The sequence below is a fragment of the Flavobacterium paronense genome (genome assembly GCF_030409795.1).
In the GTDB taxonomy this organism is placed as follows: domain Bacteria; phylum Bacteroidota; class Bacteroidia; order Flavobacteriales; family Flavobacteriaceae; genus Flavobacterium; species Flavobacterium paronense.
The window spans coordinates 1,022,484-1,046,598 of record NZ_JAUFQN010000019.1 but is presented as its reverse complement, the minus strand read 5'-3'; the positions used below and the strand labels follow the sequence as shown (position 1 = coordinate 1,046,598).

Here is a 24,115-nt window from a genome sequence, read left to right as displayed (position 1 = left end):
CGTTCCTCACAATGACTATGCAAGCAAAAGCATTTGATACCAATTTATTTAAACGTATTTTAAAATATACCAAGCCTTATAAATTCAGGTATTTTGGCGTAATTTTCTTTGCTGTTTCACTATCTGTATTTGCAGCATTAAGACCTTTTTTACTTGAAATAACTGTCGATAAATACATCAAAACAGCTAGTAAATCAGGGCTTTTGATTTATGGGATAATAATGGGAATTTCGCTTTTACTGGAAACTATTTCACAGTTCTATTTTGTATATTGGGCAAACTGGTTGGGTCAAGATATCATAAAAGATATTCGGACAAAATTATTCAAACACTTGTTGAGTTTCAGAATGAAATATTTTGATAATGCACCTGTTGGGCAATTAGTGACTCGGTCGGTTTCTGATATTGAACAAATCGCTCGAATCTTTAGTCAAGGGTTATTCATGATTTTTAGTGATTTGATGAAGATGTTCATTTGCATCATTGTAATGTTTTACATGAACTGGCATCTTTCAATGATTGTAGTAATTGCCATTCCAATATTGGTTTATATCACAAGAATTTTTCAACGCAAAATGCAAGTTGCTTTTGAAGAAGTAAGAACTCAAGTAGCCAACATGAATACGTTTATTCAGGAACGTGTTACCGGAATGAAGATTGTGCAACTTTTCAATCGAGAAGAAATAGAATATGAGAAGTTTAAAGAAATTAATAATAAACACAACAATGCTTGGATTAAAACTATTTTCTATAACTCTATCTTCTTCCCCATTGCTGATATTATTTCTTCAATAACCTTAGGAGCCATTATTTTATATGGCGGAATGCAAATTGTAAACGGAAACCCATTTACAACAGTTGGTCAAATGATTTCTTATACTATGTTTATCGGAATGCTCTTCAATCCGTTGCGCCAAATCGCTGATAAATTCAACGAAATGCAAATGGGAATGATTTCGGCAAACCGTGTTTTTGATATTTTAGATTCTGACAGTGATGTTCAGCATGATGGAACAAAAACGGCTAGTCATTTTCATGGAAATATTCAATTTGAAAACGTTCGCTTTGGTTATATCGATAATGAAGAAGTTCTGAAAGGAATCAATCTAAAAGTCAATGCTGGTGAAACGATAGCTATTGTTGGTGCCACAGGTGCAGGAAAATCAACCATTATCAATCTCTTAAATCGGTTTTACGAAATTAATTCGGGTGCTATTTACATTGATGACGAAAATATTAATGATTTCCAGTTGGAAAGTTTACGTGCTCAAATTGCCATTGTCCTTCAGGATGTTTTTCTTTTTGCCGATACCATTCACAATAATATCACGCTGAATAATCCAGCTATAACTAGAGAAGATGTAATTGTGGCTGCCAAAAAAATCGGGATTCACAAGTTCATAAAAAGTCTGCCAAACGGCTATGACTATGATGTAAAAGAACGTGGCGTTATGCTGTCTTCGGGTCAGCGTCAACTAATTGCTTTTCTTCGGGCTTACATGAGTAATCCGAGTATTTTGATTTTGGATGAAGCGACTTCTTCTATTGATACTTACAGCGAAGAATTAATCCAAAAAGCTACCGAAACCATTACCAAAGGCAGGACTTCAATAGTAATTGCGCATCGATTGGCAACCATTATCAAAGCGGATAAAATTATTGTAATGGACAAAGGCCAGATTGTAGAAGAAGGAACGCATCAAGAGTTAGTTAACAAAACAGAGGGTTATTATAAAAAATTATATGATTCACAGTTTGCCACTGAAGTTGAATAAATTATGAAGACATTTCAGCAAATAAAAAAGAACCTGAAGAATGATTTTTCATCTTTAAAAAAAATAAAGGTTGCCGTTCTGGGCGACACAGCTACTCAGTTTTTGACTCAAGCCTTAAAAGGATTAGGATTTGACAAAGGATTTGATTTACAAATTTGGGAGTCCGATTTCAATCAAATTGAACAACAAGTTAGTGATCCTAATTCGGAGCTTTATGATTTTAAGCCGGAGATTGTTATTGTTTTTCAATCTTCGCATAAATTATTATCCAAATACAACAAGTTAAAACCAGAAACCTGCTCATCATTAGCGAACGATGAAATAGATTCGATTGGATTTATGTTGGAAAACCTGAGCATCCAGTTAGACGCCAAAATCATCTATTACAATTACACTGAAATTGACGATGCTGTTTTTGGAAGTTATGCTTTAAAAACTGAATCTTCTTTTTTATTTCAATTGCGAAAACTGAATTTTGAATTGATGCAGTTTGCTACCGAAAACGCTAATTTTTATTTGTGTGACCTTTCGACTATTCAAAACCAAATAGGGAAATCCAACTTTTTTCAAAGTTCTATTTATATTAATACTGAAATGGTATTGAGTCTCGATGCCCTACCATTAATAGCTTCAAGAACATTGAATATAATCGAATCGTTAAACGGTAATTTCAAAAAATGCGTGATTTTAGATTTGGATAACACTATCTGGGGCGGCATTATTGGAGATGATGGTATCGAGAATATTCAGATTGGAAGTTTAGGCATTGGAAAAGCATTTTCAGAATTTCAATATTGGATAAAAAAATTAAAAAGCCGTGGAATCATAATAGCCGTTTGCAGTAAAAATACCGAATCAGTAGCGAAAGAACCTTTTGAAAAACATCCTGATATGGTATTGCGATTAGATGACATTTCTGTCTTTATAGCCAATTGGGAAAACAAGGCAGACAATATCCGCCAAATTCAAAACATCTTAAATATTGGTTTTGATTCGATGGTTTTTTTAGATGACAATCCGTTTGAACGCAACATCGTTCGCGAAAATATTCCAGGCATTACAGTTCCTGAATTGCCCGAAGATCCGGCAGATTATCTGGAATATCTTTATACTTTAAATCTTTTTGAAACCGTTTCGTTTTCTGGTGAAGATACCGAGCGAACTAAAATGTATCAAATTGAAGCCAAAAGAGCCAACATCCAACAAAAATTTACCAATGAAGAAGATTTCCTAAAAAGCCTTAATATGGTTTCATTAGTTGAACCTTTTAATAAATTTAATAACCCCAGAGTTGCCCAACTTTCTCAGCGTTCTAATCAATTCAATTTGAGAACCATTCGCTATACAGATGCTGATATTGAAAAAGTTTGCTTATCTGACCAGCATTTTACTTTTACCTTTACTCTTGAAGACAAATACGGCGATAACGGATTGATTTGTGTAATTATTTTAAAACAGGAAATGGAACACACCCTATTCGTTGACACTTGGTTTATGAGTTGCCGGGTTTTGAAACGCACTATGGAGAATTTTGTTTTGAATACGTTAGTAAATTTTGGTTTGGAACATAATTTTACAACACTAAAAGGAGAATATATCCCGACACCCAAAAATGAAATGGTGGCCAATCATTATGAAAACTTAGGGTTTCAAAAAGCAGCTCATTTCTGGGAACTGGATTTGAAAAATTATTCCAATAAAAAAACATATATTTCGAAAAAATAATAGCATGAGCAAAGCCGACATTATAAAAGAAGTAACCGATATATTTATTGATGTTCTTGACAACGAAGACATCGTTTTAAACGAGTCTACACAAGCCAAAGATATAGAGGATTGGGATTCCTTAAATCATATCCAACTAGTAGTTGCCATTGAAAAACATTTTAAAATTCGTTTTACTTCTAAGGAAATTCAAAGCTGGAATAATGTGGGTGAAATGTTGAATTGCATTCAGGAAAAAGGAATATGATGTTTAAAGTTGATGATACTTTTGTAGCCAATTTTATAGTTTCTGAGGAAATTTATAATGGGTTCGTTGTACTTTTCAAAGACAAAAATCCACTACACACTAATCGTCAATTTGCAACCGAAAATGGTTTTAAATCCGAAGTAATGCACGGCAATATTTTAAACGGATTTCTATCGTATTTTATTGGTGAATGTTTGCCTATCAAAAATGTCATCATTCATTCCCAGGAAATCCAGTTTAAAAATGCCGTTTATCTAAACGACAAATTAGAATTCAATGCCAAAGTAACTGGCATATACGAATCAGTGAAAGCGGTAGAATTTAAATATGATTTTAAGAATGCAGACGGTAAAATAGTGGCTAAAGGTAAAATTCAAATAGGCTTATTGGAATGAATATACTGATAACTGGTGGTGCGTCCGGGCTTGGAGAAGCCATTACTAAAACTCTGGCCAAGAATGAAAATAACGTGGTTTATTTTACATTCAACAAGTCAGTGGCTGCTGCAAAAAAATTAGAAAAGCAATTCAAAAATGTCAAGGGAATTCAATGCAACTTTGAAGAAGAAAGCACTTTAAAATCATTGTCAGAAATCATAAATGAACTTGACTTAGACGTTGTTATACACAATGCCTACAACGGTGACTATTTAAAATCCCATTTTCATAAAATAGATTCGAATGATTTTTTGACGGATTTTAAAGCTAATGTTATCCCAGTTGTGGAAATTTCTCAAGCTGCTATAACCCATTTCAGAAAGAAAAAAAGCGGAAAAATAATTACCATATTGACATCTGCATTGCAAGGTATGCCACCAATTGGTTCGGCTGTATATACTTCCAACAAGGCCTATTTGGAAAAACTGACTCAAGTTTGGGCCAATGAAAATACCAAATTTAATATTACGTCCAACTCCATTTCGCCTTCTTTTATGGAAACTGCAATGACCAGTGCAACAGACGATAGAGTAAAAGAACAAATGATAGAAAGCAATCCTTTAAAAAGATTATTGACCACAAATGAAGTTGCAGAAGCGGTTCAATTTCTAGTAAATGATGTGACACAAATCAATGGTAAGGATTTCGTAATTAACGCGGGAAGCATTTTAAAATAAGGGAATTATGATTTTCAACTCCATACCTTTTGTTTTATTTTTTTCACTGTTCTTTTGTTTGTATTGGTTTGTTACCAACAAAAATCTAAAAACACAAAACGTATTAATACTAATAGGTAGTTATTTTTTTTATGCTTGGTCTGATTGGCGTTTACTTTCGTTTTTGATTGGTGTTTCGGCACTCAATTATTTTTTAGGAATTAAAATTGAAACTACCTCAAATCCAAAATGGAGAAAGGTTTTTCTTTATATTGGCCTGCTTCAAGGGATTGGCGGCTTGTTGTTTTTTAAATATTATAATTTTTTCATCATCTCATTTAACGAAGCTCTTTCCATTGGATTACCCACATTGAAAATCCTGGTTCCATTAGGCATAAGTTTCTTTACTTTTAGAACCATCAGTTACTTATTAGATATTGATAAAGGAAAACAAAAAGCTACTACTGATTGGATAATTTTCTTCAATTATGTAGCCTTTTTTCCTTCCTTACTTTCCGGACCTATTGATAAAGCCAACAAGCTGATTCCACAATTGGAAAAAAGTAGAACATTTGACTATAACATTGCTGTTGACGGTTTGCGTCAGATATTATGGGGACTATTCAAGAAAGTGGTCATTGCCAATAATTGTGCTGTCATTACTTCGGAAGTATTTGCTAATTATCACAACTTACCTGCAAGTTCGCTTTTAATCGGAACCTTTTTATACACCATTCAAATCTATGCTGATTTCTCTGGATATTCGGATATGGCGATTGGTTTTGCCAATTTGTTGGGGATTAAGATTACCAAAAACTTTGACTTTCCTTTCTTTGCCCAAAACATTGCTGACTTCTGGAGGAGATGGCATATTTCATTGACATCATGGTTGACAGAATATGTATTTACGCCTTTGTGTATTTATTTTAGAGATTACAATAATTTAGGTTTGATTCTGGCTATTGTTATCAATTTTACGCTTATCGGAATTTGGCATGGCGCCAATTGGACGTATATCTTATTCGGATTTCTTCATGGTCTATATTATATTCCGTTGATATTGAAAGATACTCTGAATAAGAAGAAAAAATTGGGTGCAACTTCTTTTCCCAGTTTTTTAGAAGTATTCAACATGATGAAAACATTCGTTTTAGTGATGTTTACTTTTGTCATTTTTAAATCCAATAGCATTACAGAAGCAGTCCATTTTTATAAAAGCATTTTTTCAAAATCATTAATGCAATTGCCAGTGTTTAAGGGTGTATCTGTGATTTATTTTGTATCACTGTTACTTTATATTTTGTTCTTATTTGTACTGGAATGGAATGCCAGAAAAAAAGAACACGCCTTAGAGAATTTTGGCATTGGACTTCTAAAACCAATTCGATGGACTCTTTATAGCGGACTGGTACTGGTTATTTATTATTTTTCGAGTATCGTTTCCAATCAAGATTTTATATACTTTCAATTTTAAAATGAAACCGTTTCTTAAAAATATATTTTTATTTGTGCTCTTGATAATAGGAATCATTTCAGTGGTTCAGATTGCCATATCCTATAGAATTGATGGCAAAACTGTAACAGGTTACGACACTTTAGAATCTACAGCAAATACCAACGCCGATTTGGTTTGCTTGGGAAGTTCAAGATGCTGGGCACATTTTGACCCTCGTTTTTTTGAAAGCAACTATCATATTAAAACTATAAATATTGGTATGAACGGCCATTCCGATTTGACCGCTACACTACTTCGTTTACAAAATTATTTATCCAGAAACAAAGCTCCAAAATTTGCCATTCTAAACATTGATCCATTTGTAAGTGCTGGCAGTCTCACTAATAATACCAATTTTGTCACTAAAAATCAATATGCGCGTTATGCCTTTTTTCCGAATGAAAAAGACAACCCTTTTTTGAATTATTTTAAATTTGACAACTATGAAAAATATGTTCCGCTTTATGCTTTGTTCAAATATCAGTTGTTTGCCGATTGCTTAACATTGAAAAATGCCAATTCTTTTAAAGCGGGATTTGAATTAAATGATGAAAAGTGGGATACTATTAAATATCCTATTACGGCTCAAGCCAAAAGATATTTTTTTAAACAAAAAGACATTCCACAGCTAGAACATTGCTTGAAAATACTTCAAAATTTATGTCAAAAAAACAACATCCAATTATTTTGCATACAAACACCTGCTTACCAAATTACTTATGATAGTGCCACATTTGAAAAGCCAAAGACATTTTGTGCTAAATTGGGCATTCCTTTTATTGATGCGAATTATGAATCGATAAGAACAAAAACCGACTATTTTTATAACGTGATGCATCTCAATAAAAAAGGCGTTATTGAAATGAATAAACTGCTCAAGAATGAAAAAGAATTAGCTGAGTTTTTAAAATAAATCCATAAATTCGCAGTCTCAATTAATTTAGAAAATTATACACAATGACACGAGCTTTTTGCGACTGCATTTTGTACAAATAACAAATAAATAAGCACAAAATGAAATACGATATTATTGTTTTAGGAAGTGGTCCTGGCGGTTATGTTACTGCTATTCGCGCTTCACAATTGGGCTTTAAAGTAGCCGTAATCGAAAAGGAAAGCCTTGGTGGGATTTGCCTAAATTGGGGTTGTATTCCAACCAAAGCGCTTCTTAAATCGGCACAAGTTTTTGATTACCTAAAACATGCTTCTGATTATGGATTAACTATCAAAGAATTTGACAAAGATTTCTCAGCGGTTGTAAAACGTTCAAGAGATGTTGCTGACGGAATGAGCAAAGGTGTTCAGTTCTTAATGAAAAAAAATAAAATCGATGTTATTGATGGTTTCGGAAAACTAAAACCTGGAAAGAAAGTTGACGTTACCGATAAAGACAAAAAAGTTACTGAATACTCAGCTGATCACATTATCATAGCAACTGGTGCACGTTCTCGTGAATTGCCAAACTTGCCGCAAGATGGTGTAAAAGTAATTGGTTACCGTCAAGCGATGACATTGCCAACACAACCAAAGAAAATGATTGTTGTAGGTTCAGGAGCAATCGGTGTCGAGTTTGCTCATTTCTACAACGCCATGGGAACAGAAGTTACCATTGTTGAATTCATGCCAAATGTGGTTCCGGTGGAAGATGAAGATATTTCAAAGCAATTCGAGCGTTCATTAAAAAAAGCAGGGATTACAATAATGACCAATTCTTCTGTAGAAAGAATTGATACTTCGGGCAAAGGTGTAAAAGCTTTTGTAAAAACAGCCAAAGGTGAAGAAATTTTGGAAGCTGATATTTTACTTTCGGCTGTTGGAATTAAAACTAATATTGAAAACATAGGTTTAGAAGAAGTTGGCATTGCAACCGATAAAGATAAAATTTTGGTAAACGCTTATAATCAAACAAATGTTCCAGGATATTATGCTATTGGTGATGTAACTCCAGGTCAAGCTTTGGCTCACGTTGCTTCGGCAGAAGGAATTAATTGTGTGGAGAAAATTGCAGGTTTACACGTAGAACCAATTGATTACGGAAATGTTCCAGGCTGTACTTATGCTACTCCGGAAATTGCTTCTGTTGGTTTAACCGAAAAACAAGCTAAAGAAAAAGGATACGAATTAAAAATTGGAAAATTCCCATTCTCAGCTTCAGGAAAAGCAAAAGCTGCCGGAACTCCGGATGGTTTTGTAAAAGTTATTTTTGATGCCAAATATGGCGAATGGTTGGGTTGCCACATGATTGGTGCCGGTGTTACTGATATGATTGCAGAAGCTGTTGTTGCCCGTAAACTCGAAACTACGGGACATGAAATCCTAAAATCAATCCATCCGCACCCAACTATGAGCGAAGCCGTTATGGAAGCAGTTGCTGATGCATACGGAGAAGTGATTCATTTGTAAATATACCTTAAAAGGTATTTTAAGTAATCCGTTTTGTGAAAGCAAAACGGATTTTTTTATACCTAAAAGCCTTAAAGTATGATATATATCATTGGATTTGATTTGAATATATTCTTAACTTTCATATGGGAAATTGGAGTCCAGACACCAAATTAAAAAACGGGGTGGAACTGAAAAACCATACGAGTAGGAATTTTAATCTTTATCAAAATGAAAAATATTATTTTATTTATCGGACTGGTAATTTTGGGATTATACAATTTTACCGCATATGGTCAGGGAAGCTGGAATTTACAAACAAATCCAGTTGCAGCAACATCTAGTCTTGGTAAGTTGCAATTTGTAAGCGCCTCAGAGGGATGGATTTCCATTTCTAATGGTTTTCTACTTCATACTATAAATGGAGGTGCAACATGGACTGAAATGGTAAAACCTTTTCCTGGTGATGTTATTGGTTCTATGTCTGACCCTGGACTAAATATTAGTTTTATTAATCCATCAACCGGATGGGTTTTAAAATCTTTTGGAACTTACGACAACCCTCTTGGTGCTGTCGTTTATAAAACAACTAATGGCGGTGCTAATTGGAATAGAACCGTACTTTCAAATACAACTGGTGATTTAGCTATTCAAATACAATTTGTAGATGCCAATAATGGTTGGGCTTTATATTATAACATGATTACCGGAACACCTACTTTTCTTAAAACTACTAATGGTGGAACAACATGGGAAACAACCAATGGTGCCGGAATATTTTATTATGTTAATACCAATATTGGTTGGGCATATTCTGCTGGCCCAAGTCAGTTGCCTCCCTACTCTATCTACAAAACAGTTGATGGTGGTAGCAGTTGGACACCACAGTTTACTGATAATAGCGCAGGTGAATTAAATGCTATGCAATTTTCAGACTTAAACAATGGATGGGTTGTAGGCAGTAAAGGTAAAATATTTAAAACAACTAACGGTGGAACCAATTGGACTGCAGTAACTAATACTGGTATCACTTCAAGTTATGATAGTAAAACTTTATATTTTATGAACTCCTCAACCGGATGGATTGGAAGTAAACTAAATGGTAGTCCAGGCAATGCCATTGTACTTAAAACTACTGATGGAGGTGCCAGTTGGATAACTCAAAATACTCCTGCTTTGAATCCGTTTAGTATTTCATTTTGGGATGAAAACAATGGTTGGCTCACCTCTGATGATAATAAAATTGTAAATTACAGTATTACAACAGGTAGCTATAATAACGCAACTTTAAACGGACCTTGGTTTGTGTATGCTGATGTAACCCCAATAGACCCTTTTAATGATAATTTTCTTTATTTAGTTTTTGATGGAAATGGAAGTATTACAGATTTGAGCGGTTTTGGAGGTCCTTGGACTGGTAATTATTCTGTTAGTCCAAGTGGTATAATTTCAGGATATATATATGGTGGAGGTAATGTATATCCTATGAACGGACAACTTACATCAAATACTGAAGGCACAACACAACTAGTTGGTCAAAATTGGAGATTGCATAAAATAGCAAACCCAGGTGCGCTAAAAGATAAAATTGTGGGAACGCTTACTACTGATGATTGTGGCGGAAGAAACGTAACCCTTAGTATAGACAGTAATGGCAACATAATTTCAGCAATAGGATTAACAGGACCAGTTACCGGAAGAGTTTATACAGATTTAGGTGTATACATAGGGCACATGACAACTGGAGAAGGAATTCATTGGAGTGAATTAACTATAACAGGATACTACAGCAATAATAATTTAATTGGTCATCTCGGATTAGACGCAGATCAAGTCACTTGTGTCAATGGAGTTTCAAATTTTGTTCGCTCTGATAACTTAGGTATTTATGATGTAATCAATGATAAAAAAATTACCATTTATCCAAATCCAAACAATGGAACATTCACTTTGAACTTCCCAAATATTGGTGCTGAATTTCAAATTGAGATATATGATATCATTGGTCATAAAGTCTTCTCATCAAGACAAACATCTTCAGAAATTAACTTTAATGCTACATCAAAAGGTATTTACTTCTTGAAAGTTAATGATGGTAAAGATGTATATAAAGGAAAAGTAATTATTGAGTAACAGGATTTATTAACAATACAAATCCGTCTCTCACTGAGGCGGATTTTTTTGTTAATAAATATTAATTCCCATAGATAATTAGCAATCAATATTTTATAAATTTAATAGTCAAAAAACTAATCAATAACTAACCATTAAATTTATTACTTATGAAGAAAATCCAATTATTAAAAATCGTTTGTGCTTCTTTAATTTTAGTAAGCATGAGTTGTAAAAAAGCAGAAGAAACTCCTGCCGAAACAGCAAAACCTACATTTGATTTAGCTGCAGAAAAAACTGCAGTTGAGGCAGGATACAGAGAATTTGAAAAGGCTTTTAATGCAAAAGATTCAGTTACACTGGCTAATTGCTATGCCACAGATGCTAAGTTTATGCCACAAAGCAGCAAAGCTGTTGAAGGCAGACCAGCAATTCAAAAAGAATTTACACAATGGTTTAAAGGCGATACACCACAGATTGCTATTAAGCTTGTTGAGCTTTGGGGTAACGAAACCAATCTAACTGCCGAAAACTCATGGACCATGACCGGTAAGGACGGAAAAGTAGTTGATGAAGGAAAATCAATAGAACTCTATAAAAAAGAAGAAGGCAAATGGAAGCTATTACGTGATTGCTATAATTCGAATATGCCACAGGCCAAATAGATTTCTACTTTTAAAAAATAAAAAAACCGCCAATAAGGCGGTTTTCTATTTTAAATTACAACGGAATATTTCCGTGTTTTCGTTTAGGCAAATCAACTACTTTATTTTCAAGCATACTAAATGCTTTTAATAATTTTCTACGAGTGTTTTTTGGCAAAATAACTTCATCTATAAAACCACGTTGCGCAGCGGTGTAGGGATTAGCAAATAGCTCAGCATATTCTGCTTCTTTTTCCAATAATTTTGCTGCTGGATCTAGTGCTTCTGAAATTTCTTTTTTGAAAATAATTTCCGACGCTCCTTTAGCTCCCATAACAGCTATTTCGGCACTTGGCCATGCGAAATTCATATCCGCACCAATGTGTTTTGAGTTCATCACGTCATAGGCACCACCATAAGCTTTTCTTGTAATGACTGTAACTCTTGGAACAGTTGCTTCACTAAAGGCGTATAATAATTTTGCTCCATGAACAATAATCCCATTCCACTCTTGGTCAGTTCCGGGTAAAAAACCAGGTACATCTTCTAAAACCAACAATGGAATATTGAAACAATCACAAAAACGCACAAATCGTGCACCTTTGATTGAAGATTTAACATCTAAGCATCCTGCTAAAAACTTTGGATTATTAGCCACAATTCCAATACTTCTTCCTCCTAATCTAGCAAAACCAACAATAATATTTTCAGCATAATCTTTATGAATTTCAAAAAAAGAATCTTCGTCGATGATGTTGGAAATTACATCATGCATGTCATAAGGTTTATTGGCATTATCCGGAACAATCGTATCTAATTTTTCACGCACTTCGTCATTAGTTACATAAGGCAATTTTGGTGTTACTTCCCGGTTATTTTGGGGCATATAACTTAATAATCTTTTAATATCTTCCAGACATTCAACACCATTAGGGGAAGTGATATGTGCGACACCTGATTTTGTTGAATGTGTACTTGCACCTCCTAATTCTTCTGAAGTAACTTCTTCGTTAGTTACTGTTTTTACAACATTTGGACCTGTAACAAACATATAACTGTTGCCTTCAACCATCATCGTAAAATCAGTCATCGCAGGCGAATAAACAGCTCCTCCCGCACAAGGTCCCATTATGGCCGAAATTTGTGGAATAATACCGCTAGATTGTACATTTCTATAAAAAATATCAGCATAGCCACCAAGCGAACGTACACCTTCTTGTATACGTGCTCCACCGGAATCATTCAGGCCAATCATTGGTGCACCGCTGCGCAATGCCATATCCATAACTTTACAAATTTTCTCAGCATGTGTTTCTGATAATGATCCTCCAAAAACAGTAAAATCTTGAGCGAAAACATAGACTACACGTCCGTTAATTGTTCCGTAACCCGTTATTACACCATCTCCGTAGTATATTTCTTTTTCCATTCCGAAGTCGGTTGTTCTGTGTGTTACCAACATTCCGATTTCTTCAAAAGAGCCTTCATCTAAAAGGTATTCTACTCGTTCACGAGCCGTTAATTTCTTCTTGGCATGATGCGTTGCAATTCTTTTTTCACCACCGCCTAATTTGGCTAAAGCTATTTTATCGTTTAATATTTTGATTTTATCTTCCATTTTTTTTTCTTTTAAAGATTAGAAAATAGAGAAAAGAAAAAGAGCTTTCTAAAACTTCCATTTCTATATTCTATTATCTTAATTCTATTATCTTTTTCTTTTACTCAATTGGTAATCTCAATATTTTTTTATCTTTGAGATATTGTTGTAAAGCAATCCTAGCAGCAATTTCAGCTTCTATATCTAATTGTGCTTTCATTTTATCGGGATTGTAATATGCCTTTACAAAACCTGTATCAAAATCTCCGGAACGAAAGGCTTCGTGCTGCATCACAAATTTCCCAAAAGGTAAAGTTGTAGCAACACCTTCCACATGATAATTGTCAATTGCTTTTATCATCAATTCGATAGATTCTTCACGTGTTTTTCCGTAAGTTACTAATTTTGATAGCATTGGGTCGTAATAAATCGGAACGTCCATTCCTTGTTCAATTCCGTTATCAACACGAATTCCTTCACCTTCAGGCAATTGGTATTTATTTAAAAAACCAACATTGGGCAAAAAATCATTCATCGAATCTTCGGCATACACACGAAGTTCCATGGCGTGACCTTGAATTACTAAATCTTCTTGCTTGATATCTAAAGCTTCACCACGAGCTACACGAATTTGCAGTTCGACTAAATCCAGACCGGAAATCATTTCCGTAACTGGATGTTCAACTTGCAAACGTGTATTCATTTCAAGGAAATAAAAATTATGCTTGTCATCCATTAAGAATTCGACTGTTCCAGCACCAAGATAATCACAAGCTCGAGCTACTTTTACAGCAGCTTCTCCCATTTTTTTTCGCATTTCGGGTGTTAGAATTGAAGATGGTGCTTCCTCTACTACTTTTTGGTGACGACGTTGAATACTACATTCTCTTTCAAAAACGTATAAAATATTACCATGACTATCCGCCATAATTTGGATTTCGATATGACGCGGTTTGGTTACATATTTTTCAATAAAAACAGAACCATCGCCAAATGCAGAAGTTGCTTCACTAATGGCACGATTCATTTGAGATTCAAAATCTTCTTCTTTTTCAACAATTCGCATTCCTTTTCCACCGCCACCGGCAGAAGCTTTAATCAAAATTGGAAAACCAACTTGTTGTGCTGTTTTTTTTGCTTCTTCAACATCAATAATTGCATGATCAACACCTGGAACCATTGGAATATCATATTTCATTACAGCTTCTTTGGCAGCCAATTTGCTTCCCATCATTTCAATGGCTTTTGATTTTGGGCCAATAAAAATGATATTGTTCTTTTCACATTCTTCAGCGAAAGCTGCATTTTCACTTAAAAAACCATAGCCCGGATGAATGGCATCAACTCCAAGTTCTTTAGCGACTTCAATAATTTTATCACCTCGTAAATACGATTGGCTTGAGGCAGCTTCACCAATACAAACTGCTTCGTCAGCATATTTTACGTGAAGGGCATTTCTATCCGCAGTTGAAAAGACAGCTACGGTTTTAATTCCCATTTTCTTGGCCGTTTTCATTACTCTGATTGCAATTTCACCTCTGTTGGCAACTAATATTTTTGTGATTTGTTTTATCATAATTCAAATTCTATTAATAATTGACCTTTATCTACAGCAACACCTTTAGTAACTGCAATTGATTTTATAACACCATCTCTAGGAGAAAGGAAACTGTTTTCCATTTTCATAGCTTCCAAAATTAATAATGGTTCATTTTCTTTTACGATTTGCCCAACTTCAACATTAATTTCAAGAATTAATCCGGGCATTGGAGCCTTGATGGCATTGACTACTTTAGTTCTTCCTCTTTCTATTCCCAATCCTTTAATCAAAAGTTCTAAAGCACCGTCAATGGCTACTTCATAAATGTTATTGTTAACTTTTACGGTATACTTTTTAGAAATAAAATCAGCAGAAATAATTTCTGCTGTGTAGGGTTTGTGGTTTTTTAGAACATGAAATTTTAACTGTTCAACTTTTACAGCATCTAAATCTTTAAGATCTTCTCCTGAAAAATCAAATGTGTTAATGTTATTTACATGAAGCTTATAAGAATTAATCATAAGTAAAATAATTTATTTAAATGTAAATTTAAGAAACCTAAACCTATTCTTATATGATAAAAATCAATAATTTATTTCTAATTTAAAATTTCTAAATCATTTCAATAACTTGAATAACAAAAAGAGCATAGTTTAATATTTTGAAAAGTATGTAAAAGAAAAGAACACTTTAGTTAAAAAATAGAATCCTAGTTTATTGACAGTGAAGCTACTTAGTAAATATTTGATTTAATCAATAAAAAAAGAAATGAAATAGTTGTAAATTATAGAATGAAAAGTTACATTTGCAACCGCAAAAAAGTTAAGTTCTTTGAGCATTATTGAAAATCTGGAGAGTTGCCTGAGTGGCCGAAAGGACATGTTTGCTAAACATGCGTATGGGAAACTGTACCAAGGGTTCGAATCCCTTACTCTCCGCTTTTTAATTTTCGGGGTGTAGCGTAGCCCGGTTATCGCGCCTGCTTTGGGAGCAGGAGGCCGCAGGTTCGAATCCTGCCACCCCGACTTTTTAACCGTTTTTTGTACAAAAACTGTTTTGGTTCCATAGCTCAGCTGGATAGAGCAACTGCCTTCTAAGCAGTAGGTCGAAGGTTCGAATCCTTCTGGGATCACAATGAATGAATAAAGCCAGTAAAAATGTCCAAACTCGTTTGAGCATTTTTACTGGCTTTATTCATTTTCAAAGCGGAGCTTTGAAGGAAGGACGAAGTCAATCCTCATGGAACAGGAAGAAAAGTTGATGTCAGTCCTATTCAAAATCACATCAAAAACCATTGATAAATCAATGGTTTTTTGTTTAAAAAGCAGTCCATAATTTATAATAAAAGATTAGTTTTGCACTACAAACAAACAACAGTGCATTATGAGTAAAAAAGTAGTCATCGTTTCAGCAGTTAGAACGCCTATTGGAAGTTTTATGGGTTCGTTGTCAACTGTACCTGCGACAAAATTAGGAGCAATTGCAATCAAAGGAGCTTTAGAAAAAATCCATTTAGATCCAAACTTGGTTGATGAGGTTTTGATGGGTAATGTGGTTCAGGCTGGAAACGGACAAGCTCCAGCAAGGCAAGCCGCTCTTTTTGCAGGATTACCAGATACTGTTGCTTGTACTACCGTTAACAAAGTTTGTGCTTCCGGAATGAAAGCGGTTATGCAAGGTGCTCAAGCTATTATGGCTGGCGATGCAGAAATTGTAGTTGCTGGCGGAATGGAAAACATGAGTTTAATTCCACATTATGTTCATTTAAGAAATGGTGTTAAATTTGGCCCAACAACTATGGTTGACGGCATGCAAAAAGATGGTTTAACCGATGCTTATGATAATAATGCTATGGGGGTTTCTGCTGACTTGTGTGCTTCTGAATTTAAAATAACACGTGAAGAGCAAGATGCTTTTGCAATACAATCCTACGAGCGTTCCGCTAAAGCTTGGAGCGAAGGGAAATTCAATAATGAAATTGTCCCTGTAGAGATTCCGCAACGTCGTGGTGAACCAATTATTTTTTCCCAAGACGAAGAATTTACTAATGTAAAATTAGACAAAATCCCTTCCCTAAATGCAGTTTTTACAACAGGCGGAACCGTTACTGCGGCAAATGCTTCAACTATAAATGACGGTGCAGCTGCTTTAGTTTTGATGAGTGAAGACAAGGCAAAAACAATGGGATTAAAACCATTAGCTTATATCAAATCTTATGCTGATGCAGCGCAAGAGCCAAAATGGTTTACAACATCACCAGCAAAAGCATTACCTAAAGCGTTAGACAAAGCGGGTAAATCAATTGCTGATGTTGACTTTTTTGAATTCAACGAAGCTTTTGCAGTAGTTGGTTTGGCGAATGCTAAAATCCTAGGCCTTGACAATGAAAAAATAAATGTAAATGGTGGAGCAGTCTCTTTAGGTCATCCACTTGGATGTTCCGGAGCCAGAATTATTGTAACCTTAATTAATGTTTTAGAACAAAATAATGCCAAAGTTGGAGCAGCTGCAATTTGTAACGGCGGCGGTGGTGCTTCGGCAATTGTTATTGAAAGAATTTAAATAATTAACAATTAATAATGGATAATTAACAATTAAAAAATATCCATTAATCAATTATCCATTATCAATTATCCATTATCAATTATATTTGAATGTTTGCCATTTGTAATCTTGCTATAATTCCGTTACGAGTCGAACCAAGCGACAGAAGCGAAATCGTTTCTCAAGTCTTGTTTGGGGAGCATTTTGAGATATTGGAAAAACTTAATCAATGGTCAAAAATCAAATTACAATTTGATGATTATGAAGGTTGGGTAGATTCTAAACAATATCAAACGATTTCTGAAAAGAGTTTTAAAAGTTTATCCAAAGATGCTATAATATTAAACTCAGATTTGGTGGAATATGTAACCAATCCGTCAAATATTTTGTTACCTATTACATTAGGTGCTTCTTTATCGTTTTTAAATCATAGCGAAATTAATATAGAAAATTTTGAGTTTGAAGGCATGAAAACTACTGGTATCAAACCAAAATCAGATTTGATAACTACTGCTTTTATGTATTTGAATGCTCCTTATTTATGGGGTGGGAAAACACCATTTGGTATTGACTGTTCCGGATTTACACAAATGGTTTATAAGCTGAATGGCTTTAAGCTACTTAGAGATGCATCTCAACAATCTACTCAAGGCGATGCTTTGAGTTTTATCGAAGAAAGTGAAGCAGGTGATTTAGCTTTCTTTGACAATGAAGAAGGAAAGATAATCCACGTTGGTATCATCATGGATAATAATTATATCATTCACGCTAGTGGAAAAGTGAGGATTGACAGATTAGATCATTTAGGGATTTACAATGCAGAGCAAAACAGACATACGCATCGATTACGTGTTATTAAAAAAATCATTTAATCAGTCTCATTTTTTTTTTGCAACGAAAAGTTTTTTTATTTATTTTAGATTTCTTAAATCATCCAAATGAAAAACTTATCCAAAAAACTTTTGCTTTTTATAGTCATCATCACATCAAGTTGTCTTAAAAAAAATGAGGACAAAACCACGGATGATTCAAGATACCAACCCAAAGAATTCGTTGAATTAAAACATCCCAAATGGAGTAAAAACGCTACCATTTATGAAGCTAATATTCGACAGTTCACTCCCGAAGGAACATTTAAAGCATTTGAATCACATCTGCCAAGAATAAAGGCAATGGGAATTGATATCATTTGGCTAATGCCAATAAACCCAATAGGGGTTGAAAAAAGAAAAGGAACTTTAGGCAGCGAATATTCCGTGAAAGATTATTACGGAATCAATCCTGAATTTGGAACCAAAGAAGATTTTAAACATTTGGTTGATAAAATCCACAGCATGGGAATGCATGTTATTGTGGATTGGGTTGCCAATCATTCGGCTTGGGATAATCAATTGGCAAAAGACCATCCTGATTGGTATACCAAAACCGAAGAAGGCAATTTTCAGCCAACGCCATGGTACGATTGGGATGACGTAATTGATTTTGATTACGACAAACCCGGAATCCGAAAATACATGACCGAAGCATTAGTGTATTGGGTTAAGGATTTTAATATTGATGGTTATCGCTGCGATACTGCAGGCTTCATTCCAACTGATTTTTGGGACAACGCAAGAGAAGAAATGGATGCTGTAAAACCAGTATTTATGCTAGCCGAATGGGAAGCACGTGACTTACATAAAAAAGCTTTCGACATGACTTATTCATGGACGTTCTTCGATAAAATGACAGCTGTAACTCGCGATAAAAAAAATTTGGGCGGATTGGTTGAATATATGGCACATGATGTCAGTACGTTCCCTCGTGATGGTTATCGAATGCTTTTCACTGATAACCACGACATGAATTCCTGGAATCACAATATGGATTATAATTTTGGTGAAGGATTAAAAGCTTCAATGGTTTTGTGCGGAACTGTTAATGGAATGCCTTTGGTTTATGGAGGACAAGAAGCTGGGCTAAATCATTCTCTTAAATTTTTCGACAAAGATTTAATCGACTGGAGTACTATGCCTTATGAAGGATTATTTAAAAAGCTATTTGACCTGAAACATAAAAATCATGCCCTATGGAATGGTAAAGAAGGTGGCGTAATGGTTCGCATTTTTAGTGACAAAATGGATCAGGTTATTTCGTTTTCAAGAACAAAAGACAACGATAAAGTTATTAATATTACAAATTATAGCGACAAACCTGTTACCGTAAAACTGAATTCAAAATATCAAAAAGGAAGTTATACAGAGTTATTTACCAATCAAATAATACTTCTTCAGGGTGATGATGTTTTAACGTTAAAACCTTGGCAGTATTTGGTTTTAGTAAAATAAAAATTAGGCCACAGATTCATAGATTGTCTTTTAAAGAGATTAAAAATAATCTGTGAATCTGTGGCCTTTTAGTATCAGTTTGTATTTTTATTTTAATAAAAAGTTAAGCCCAACATTCAAGCTGGAACGGCTATTTGTAAGCGAAGCATAACCACTTTCTTTATTAATATCTGTAAAACCGCCTTGCCCTTCTAATTCAACGAAAAATTTAAGTTTGTTGGAAACAGGAATTTTAACCCCGATTCCTGCCGCTAAGCCAAAATCATTAGTGTTGAAAAACTTTTTTACGTCAGCATCAAATTGGGTGGCTTTAGCACTCATTAGAAATCCAAAATAAGGGCCAAAATTTAAGTACCATTCTCTTTTATTACCAAAATGCCAATTGGCCATAACCGGAATTGTCAAATAATCTAAATTATAATCTGTGGCATAATATTGTCCGTCATCCAGATTCAGAATTACGTCGTTATCCCATCCTTTTTGATCATAAATCATTTTTACTTTTAAGCTCCATTCAGGAGAAAAATAATAATCAAGCGAACCACCTACATTTAATCCTGTACTTGAATCATATGAATTATTTGAATCGGAAACAGAGGAATTATTAAAACCAACATTCACTCCAAATTCGATATCACCTTTTTTTTGTGCCGAAAGGTTGGATGATATTCCAAATGCTAAGAGAGCAACTAAAATAATTTTTTTCATAACAAAGATTTTTTTGATTATTCAAAATTAAGCCATTTTTTAACGAACCCGCTTCCTATTTAAATTTCTTTTAACGCTGAAATCATACAGTCTATTTCTTCTTTGGTGTTGTAATGGCTGAACGAAATACGCAAACTAGGTTTTTTTAATTCGGCATCGTCAAGCATTTCCGCCAATACATGTGAAGGTTTAACACTTCCGCTTTGACAGGCACTACCACGAGAAACTGCAATACCTTTCATATCTAAGTTGAACAAAATCATGGCCGTTTTTTCAGGAGAAAAAGGTAACAAAACATTCAGAATATTATAAAACGTATTGCTCCCATTTACCGTTGCATCCGAAAAAGATGCTTTTAGTTGTTGGAAACAATAATCCTTTAATGCTGTGATGACTTTTCTCTCTTCTTCTAAATTTTCTAAAGAGAATTCTATAGCTTTTGCAATTCCCGCTATTTGGTGTACTGATTCGGTTCCGGCGCGCCAACCTTTTTCCTGCTCGCCACCAAACAACATGGGTTGCAACACCAAATTTTTACGGACAAACGCAAATCCAATACCTTTTGGTCCATGAAATTTATGTGCACTGGCAACTAAAAAATCGACAGCTAAATCCTGTAAATTCAAGTCTGTTTTCCCTATAGACTGAACCGTATCACAATGAAACAAAGCTTTGTTTTCGTGACACATCATACCAATTCTTTGAATATCATTTACAACTCCGGTTTCATTATTGACATGCATTAACGAAACTATCGTTTTAACATCATTGGAAAGTAATACCGAAAGTTGGGCATAATCTAAAGTTCCGTCATGAGAAACATTTACAAATTCAACGGCAACTCCAAACTCTTCCTGTAAAGCCTTTACCGTATATAATGTAGCATGATGTTCTACTTTAGAAGTAATTATTCGTTTAACGCCAAAATCTTTTACAGCACTTCTTAAAATCCAATTAGTAGCTTCGGTAGCAGTTGAAGTAAAAACTATTTCCTGTGCATTGCAATGCAAATATTTAGCAATTGTTTTTCTTGACGTTTCAATAATAGCTTTGGCACTTCTACCAATACTATGTGTCGATGAAGGATTACCATACTCAGACTGCATAACTTTAATCATTTCATCAATTACTTCTTGACGAATTGGTGTTGTTGCTGCGTTATCTAAGTAAATTTTTTTCATATTGCAAATATAAAAGTACTGTTCTTAATTAAATGATAAAAGGCAAAATTTAATACTATAAAAAACTTATTTTTGCTTAAAAATTATACCATTCCGATGAAAAGAATTTTATGTATACTTACATTGTTACTAATTATTACTGCATGTGACGATGGCAATTTAACCGTTGATGTTATTGATTTTACTGACGTAGCTGCTCAAAAATGCAGTGATAAAGATGTGATTTATAAAATAAAAGATGCAGAAATGCTTTTTATTGAAATTCCGTCCACTACTTTTACTAGTGATGTTACTCTTGCTGGAACACCGATAGAAGTTCCCATAAATTCAACCAATAAAGTGACTTACAGAAAGTATGCTAGTACCGTTACCGCAAATAATATTTGTGGATCTGCCCCAGATGTAACGCCTAATTTAGTAGAACAATGGAATGCCACTTCAGGAACAATTCAAATTACTTCTACCGCAGTAAAATCAACAAATACAACTGACAATTCCACCAGAATTACTGGATACACTTATAATATTGTTTTTAAAAACATATCGTTTCAAAAACCAACTGCTCTGCAAACATATACAACTTTCCCCTTTGGAAATTATGCCACTACAGTAAGTCAATTAGCCTTTGGATTTAATCATGAAGTGGATAAAAGTGCCTGTAACAACAAAATTTATGATTTTAGCGGTGGAGAGGTTTTTACTTTAGATGTTGAAGATTATACTACATTATTTGCCAGTGAAGTAACAACTACTCCAAGGACTGCATTGATTAGTACTACTAATAAATTATCTTATCGATTATATTCAGGTACAATTACCGATGCATATTTTTGTGCTACAACCATTCCGTCTTCACCAACACTAACACAGCAGTGGAATGCCATAGATGGGATTGAAGCGACAAGCGGTATAATTGAAGTCACCACAACCACTCTAGGTAGTCAGCATCTGCACACTATTCGTTTGAAAAAAGTCACATTAAAAAAAGGAAATAGTGATTTTTCTTTAGGCGATGACTATCTTTTTGGAACTTTGATAACCAATTAATTTTACCAAAACAATCATGCCAACTGACTGCGTAAGCTACCAAAAATCGGGATATTTTACTAAATTAACTGTAGATTATTTAAACGAAAAACCCGAATTAAAATCGCTGTACAATAGGTTTCCAACCATGAAGAACTTCAATGATCAGGTTGAAGAAAAAGCACAAAACTATCAAGAAAATAATAGAAAAATTCTAGTTACTGCTCTTGAAAATCAATACAATGGTATTAAAGTTTCTGAAACTACTTTAAACAATATCAAACTTTTAAACAATAAAAAAACTTTCACAGTAACCACAGGTCATCAACTGAACTTATTTACTGGTCCATTGTATTTTTTGTACAAAATAGTTTCCACAATTAATCTTTGTTCTACATTAAAAAAGGAATATCCTGCTTATGATTTTGTCCCTATTTACTGGATGGCAACCGAGGACCATGATTTTGAGGAAGTCAATCATTTTCATTTTAAAAATGTAAAAATCAACTGGGATAAAGAAAGTCATGGGCCAGTTGGTAGACTTTCTACAGAAGGATTAAAGGATGTTTTAGAAGTTTTTGCTTCAAAATTAGGCATTGGTGAAAACGCGAAATATTTAAAAGAACTTTTTGAAAACAGTTATCTAAAACATAGTAATCTTGCCGATGCAACTCGATTTTTAGCTAGCGAATTATTTGGTGATAAAGGCTTAGTTATTCTTGATGGTGATGACAAAACTTTGAAGCAATTATTCATTCCTTTTGTGAAAGAAGAATTAATTAATAAGACTACTTTCAAAATCGTTTCTGAAACAAATAATCAATTAAAAAACGATTACGAAATTCAGGTAAATCCCAGAGAAATAAACCTGTTTTATATAGAAGATACAGTTAGAGAGCGTATTATATTTGAAAATAATATGTTTAAAATTAACAATACCAAGCTTGAGTTCTCTGAAAAAGAAATTTTAGAATTACTGGAAAAGAATCCGGAAAAGTTTAGTCCAAATGTTATTCTTCGTCCCCTATATGAAGAAGTTTTGCTGCCCAATTTATGCTACATTGGTGGTGGTGGAGAAATTGCTTATTGGCTTCAATTGAAATCAACTTTTGAAATATACAAAATAACTTTTCCTATACTATTGGTACGCAACTCTGTAGTATTAGCAACTGAAAAACAAATAAAAAAAGCAGATAAGTTAAACCTATCATGGAAAGATTTGTTCTCGAATCAACAAGAATTATTCAACTACAAAACAAAAGAATTCTCTAAATTCAACATAGATTTCTCAGAACAAAAAGAGCACTTAAAACAACAGTTTGAAAAGTTACTGCTCATTGCCAACCAAACTGACAAATCTTTTATAGGTGCAGTTAAAGCACAACAAACCAAACAAATTAAAGGATTAGAAAATTTAGAAAAACGCTTACTCAAAGCCGAAAAAAGAGTACATGTTGAAAAACTGGAACAAATTATTTTGTTACAAAATGAATTGCTCCCCAATCAAGGTTTACAGGAACGAAAAGCTAATTTTTCTGAATTTTATATAGATGTAAACGGTAGACTTATCGAGAAGTTGTTTCAGGAGCTAAAACCATTAGAGCCTAATTTTACGATAATCTCCATGTAATTTCAGTAAGTTTTCAACACGAAAACGTTTGAGTGATACCCTGATTTTCATTGTAGTATCTTTTGATATAAGTTTACTAAATAAAAATC

At 34.0% G+C, this 24,115-nt stretch carries 20 protein-coding genes and 3 tRNA genes; 18 read left to right on the top strand and 5 right to left on the bottom strand.

Annotated features, from left to right (window positions below):
- Positions 1 to 17 precede the first annotated feature (17 nt).
- The 10 genes from QWY90_RS05900 (at position 18) to QWY90_RS05855 (ending at position 11,494) form a co-directional block, all read left to right on the top strand.
- Entirely contained in the window at positions 18 to 1,775 is a 1,758-nt protein-coding gene (locus tag QWY90_RS05900) for an ABC transporter ATP-binding protein (RefSeq protein ID WP_290284931.1), read from the top strand.
- Between the two features lie 3 nt (positions 1,776 to 1,778).
- Positions 1,779 to 3,500 carry an HAD-IIIC family phosphatase gene (locus tag QWY90_RS05895; protein WP_290284929.1) on the top strand — a complete coding sequence of 574 codons (1,722 nt, stop codon included), beginning with the start codon at positions 1,779 to 1,781 and terminating at the stop codon, positions 3,498 to 3,500.
- Positions 3,501 to 3,504: 4 nt separating this feature from the next.
- Complete coding sequence (locus QWY90_RS05890) at positions 3,505 to 3,747, top strand: acyl carrier protein (protein WP_290283862.1); 243 nt, start codon at positions 3,505 to 3,507, stop codon at positions 3,745 to 3,747.
- A complete protein-coding gene (locus QWY90_RS05885) occupies positions 3,744 to 4,142 on the top strand; it encodes a MaoC/PaaZ C-terminal domain-containing protein (RefSeq protein ID WP_290283863.1) in 399 nt (132 codons plus the stop codon). Before QWY90_RS05890 ends, QWY90_RS05885 begins: the two co-directional genes overlap by 4 nt.
- Positions 4,139 to 4,861, top strand: a complete 723-nt coding sequence (locus tag QWY90_RS05880; RefSeq protein ID WP_290283864.1) for an SDR family NAD(P)-dependent oxidoreductase — start codon at positions 4,139 to 4,141, stop codon at positions 4,859 to 4,861. The genes QWY90_RS05885 and QWY90_RS05880 overlap by 4 nt, the downstream gene beginning before the upstream one ends.
- A 7-nt stretch (positions 4,862 to 4,868) precedes the next feature.
- Positions 4,869 to 6,314, top strand: a complete 1,446-nt coding sequence (locus QWY90_RS05875) for an MBOAT family O-acyltransferase (protein WP_290283865.1) — start codon at positions 4,869 to 4,871, stop codon at positions 6,312 to 6,314.
- 34 nt (positions 6,315 to 6,348) lie between these two features.
- Positions 6,349 to 7,248, top strand: a complete 900-nt coding sequence (locus tag QWY90_RS05870; RefSeq protein ID WP_290284927.1) for a hypothetical protein — start codon at positions 6,349 to 6,351, stop codon at positions 7,246 to 7,248.
- Positions 7,249 to 7,349: 101 nt separating this feature from the next.
- Positions 7,350 to 8,738 carry a dihydrolipoyl dehydrogenase gene (gene lpdA / locus QWY90_RS05865; RefSeq protein WP_290283867.1) on the top strand — a complete coding sequence of 463 codons (1,389 nt, stop codon included), beginning with the start codon at positions 7,350 to 7,352 and terminating at the stop codon, positions 8,736 to 8,738.
- Between the two features lie 210 nt (positions 8,739 to 8,948).
- Positions 8,949 to 10,850, top strand: a complete 1,902-nt coding sequence (locus QWY90_RS05860) for a T9SS type A sorting domain-containing protein (RefSeq protein WP_290283868.1) — start codon at positions 8,949 to 8,951, stop codon at positions 10,848 to 10,850.
- Positions 10,851 to 10,999: 149 nt separating this feature from the next.
- Positions 11,000 to 11,494, top strand: coding sequence for a YybH family protein (locus tag QWY90_RS05855; protein ID WP_290283870.1), 495 nt, complete (start codon positions 11,000 to 11,002; stop codon positions 11,492 to 11,494).
- Positions 11,495 to 11,549: 55 nt separating this feature from the next.
- Here QWY90_RS05855 and QWY90_RS05850 read toward each other — a convergent pair whose 3' ends face one another.
- The 3 genes from QWY90_RS05850 to QWY90_RS05840 form a co-directional block, all read right to left on the bottom strand.
- On the bottom strand, positions 11,550 to 13,091 hold the full coding sequence (locus tag QWY90_RS05850; protein WP_290284925.1) for an acyl-CoA carboxylase subunit beta: 1,542 nt from the start codon (positions 13,089 to 13,091) through the stop codon (positions 11,550 to 11,552).
- Positions 13,092 to 13,191: 100 nt separating this feature from the next.
- Positions 13,192 to 14,634, bottom strand: coding sequence for an acetyl-CoA carboxylase biotin carboxylase subunit (locus tag QWY90_RS05845; RefSeq protein ID WP_290286937.1), 1,443 nt, complete (start codon positions 14,632 to 14,634; stop codon positions 13,192 to 13,194).
- 8 nt (positions 14,635 to 14,642) lie between these two features.
- Positions 14,643 to 15,131, bottom strand: coding sequence for an acyl-CoA carboxylase biotin carboxyl carrier protein subunit (locus tag QWY90_RS05840; RefSeq protein WP_290284924.1), 489 nt, complete (start codon positions 15,129 to 15,131; stop codon positions 14,643 to 14,645).
- Between the two features lie 330 nt (positions 15,132 to 15,461).
- Here QWY90_RS05840 and QWY90_RS05835 point away from each other — a divergent pair.
- From QWY90_RS05835 to QWY90_RS05810, 6 genes are all read left to right on the top strand, one after another.
- Positions 15,462 to 15,548 (top strand) — tRNA-Ser (locus tag QWY90_RS05835).
- Positions 15,549 to 15,560: 12 nt separating this feature from the next.
- A tRNA-Pro gene (locus QWY90_RS05830) sits at positions 15,561 to 15,635 on the top strand.
- Between the two features lie 33 nt (positions 15,636 to 15,668).
- Positions 15,669 to 15,742: transfer RNA gene (locus tag QWY90_RS05825), tRNA-Arg, on the top strand.
- Positions 15,743 to 15,993: 251 nt separating this feature from the next.
- Positions 15,994 to 17,172, top strand: coding sequence for an acetyl-CoA C-acyltransferase (locus QWY90_RS05820; RefSeq protein ID WP_290284922.1), 1,179 nt, complete (start codon positions 15,994 to 15,996; stop codon positions 17,170 to 17,172).
- A 92-nt stretch (positions 17,173 to 17,264) separates the two neighbouring features.
- Positions 17,265 to 18,026, top strand: coding sequence for a C40 family peptidase (locus QWY90_RS05815; protein ID WP_290284921.1), 762 nt, complete (start codon positions 17,265 to 17,267; stop codon positions 18,024 to 18,026).
- Between the two features lie 66 nt (positions 18,027 to 18,092).
- A complete protein-coding gene (locus QWY90_RS05810; RefSeq protein ID WP_290284920.1) occupies positions 18,093 to 19,481 on the top strand; it encodes an alpha-amylase family glycosyl hydrolase in 1,389 nt (462 codons plus the stop codon).
- Between the two features lie 87 nt (positions 19,482 to 19,568).
- On the opposite strand, the gene QWY90_RS05805 is transcribed toward QWY90_RS05810, so the two are convergent.
- On the bottom strand, positions 19,569 to 20,189 hold the full coding sequence (locus tag QWY90_RS05805; RefSeq protein ID WP_290284919.1) for a porin family protein: 621 nt from the start codon (positions 20,187 to 20,189) through the stop codon (positions 19,569 to 19,571).
- A 59-nt stretch (positions 20,190 to 20,248) separates the two neighbouring features.
- Positions 20,249 to 21,370: a cysteine desulfurase family protein gene (locus QWY90_RS05800; protein ID WP_290284917.1), complete on the bottom strand. Its 1,122-nt coding sequence runs from the start codon at positions 21,368 to 21,370 to the stop codon at positions 20,249 to 20,251.
- 96 nt (positions 21,371 to 21,466) lie between these two features.
- Between QWY90_RS05800 and QWY90_RS05795 the strand changes: the two genes are divergently transcribed.
- Positions 21,467 to 22,417, top strand: coding sequence for a hypothetical protein (locus QWY90_RS05795; protein ID WP_290284916.1), 951 nt, complete (start codon positions 21,467 to 21,469; stop codon positions 22,415 to 22,417).
- A gap of 16 nt (positions 22,418 to 22,433) precedes the next feature.
- Positions 22,434 to 24,026, top strand: coding sequence for a bacillithiol biosynthesis cysteine-adding enzyme BshC (gene bshC / locus QWY90_RS05790; protein WP_290284915.1), 1,593 nt, complete (start codon positions 22,434 to 22,436; stop codon positions 24,024 to 24,026).
- Positions 24,027 to 24,115 lie beyond the last annotated feature (89 nt).

Coding starts and splice junctions, on each gene's coding strand:
- QWY90_RS05805 (WP_290284919.1), bottom strand. CDS start 20,189: ATGAAAAAAATTATTTTAGTTGCTCTCTTAGCATTTGGAATATCATCC.
- QWY90_RS05795 (WP_290284916.1), top strand. CDS start 21,467: ATGAAAAGAATTTTATGTATACTTACATTGTTACTAATTATTACTGCA.
- QWY90_RS05885 (WP_290283863.1), top strand. CDS start 3,744: ATGATGTTTAAAGTTGATGATACTTTTGTAGCCAATTTTATAGTTTCT.
- QWY90_RS05810 (WP_290284920.1), top strand. CDS start 18,093: ATGAAAAACTTATCCAAAAAACTTTTGCTTTTTATAGTCATCATCACA.
- QWY90_RS05815 (WP_290284921.1), top strand. CDS start 17,265: ATGTTTGCCATTTGTAATCTTGCTATAATTCCGTTACGAGTCGAACCA.
- QWY90_RS05840 (WP_290284924.1), bottom strand. CDS start 15,131: ATGATTAATTCTTATAAGCTTCATGTAAATAACATTAACACATTTGAT.
- QWY90_RS05800 (WP_290284917.1), bottom strand. CDS start 21,370: ATGAAAAAAATTTACTTAGATAACGCAGCAACAACACCAATTCGTCAA.
- QWY90_RS05880 (WP_290283864.1), top strand. CDS start 4,139: ATGAATATACTGATAACTGGTGGTGCGTCCGGGCTTGGAGAAGCCATT.
- bshC (WP_290284915.1), top strand. CDS start 22,434: ATGCCAACTGACTGCGTAAGCTACCAAAAATCGGGATATTTTACTAAA.
- QWY90_RS05850 (WP_290284925.1), bottom strand. CDS start 13,091: ATGGAAGATAAAATCAAAATATTAAACGATAAAATAGCTTTAGCCAAA.
- QWY90_RS05875 (WP_290283865.1), top strand. CDS start 4,869: ATGATTTTCAACTCCATACCTTTTGTTTTATTTTTTTCACTGTTCTTT.
- QWY90_RS05855 (WP_290283870.1), top strand. CDS start 11,000: ATGAAGAAAATCCAATTATTAAAAATCGTTTGTGCTTCTTTAATTTTA.
- QWY90_RS05860 (WP_290283868.1), top strand. CDS start 8,949: ATGAAAAATATTATTTTATTTATCGGACTGGTAATTTTGGGATTATAC.
- lpdA (WP_290283867.1), top strand. CDS start 7,350: ATGAAATACGATATTATTGTTTTAGGAAGTGGTCCTGGCGGTTATGTT.
- QWY90_RS05890 (WP_290283862.1), top strand. CDS start 3,505: ATGAGCAAAGCCGACATTATAAAAGAAGTAACCGATATATTTATTGAT.
- QWY90_RS05895 (WP_290284929.1), top strand. CDS start 1,779: ATGAAGACATTTCAGCAAATAAAAAAGAACCTGAAGAATGATTTTTCA.
- QWY90_RS05820 (WP_290284922.1), top strand. CDS start 15,994: ATGAGTAAAAAAGTAGTCATCGTTTCAGCAGTTAGAACGCCTATTGGA.
- QWY90_RS05900 (WP_290284931.1), top strand. CDS start 18: ATGCAAGCAAAAGCATTTGATACCAATTTATTTAAACGTATTTTAAAA.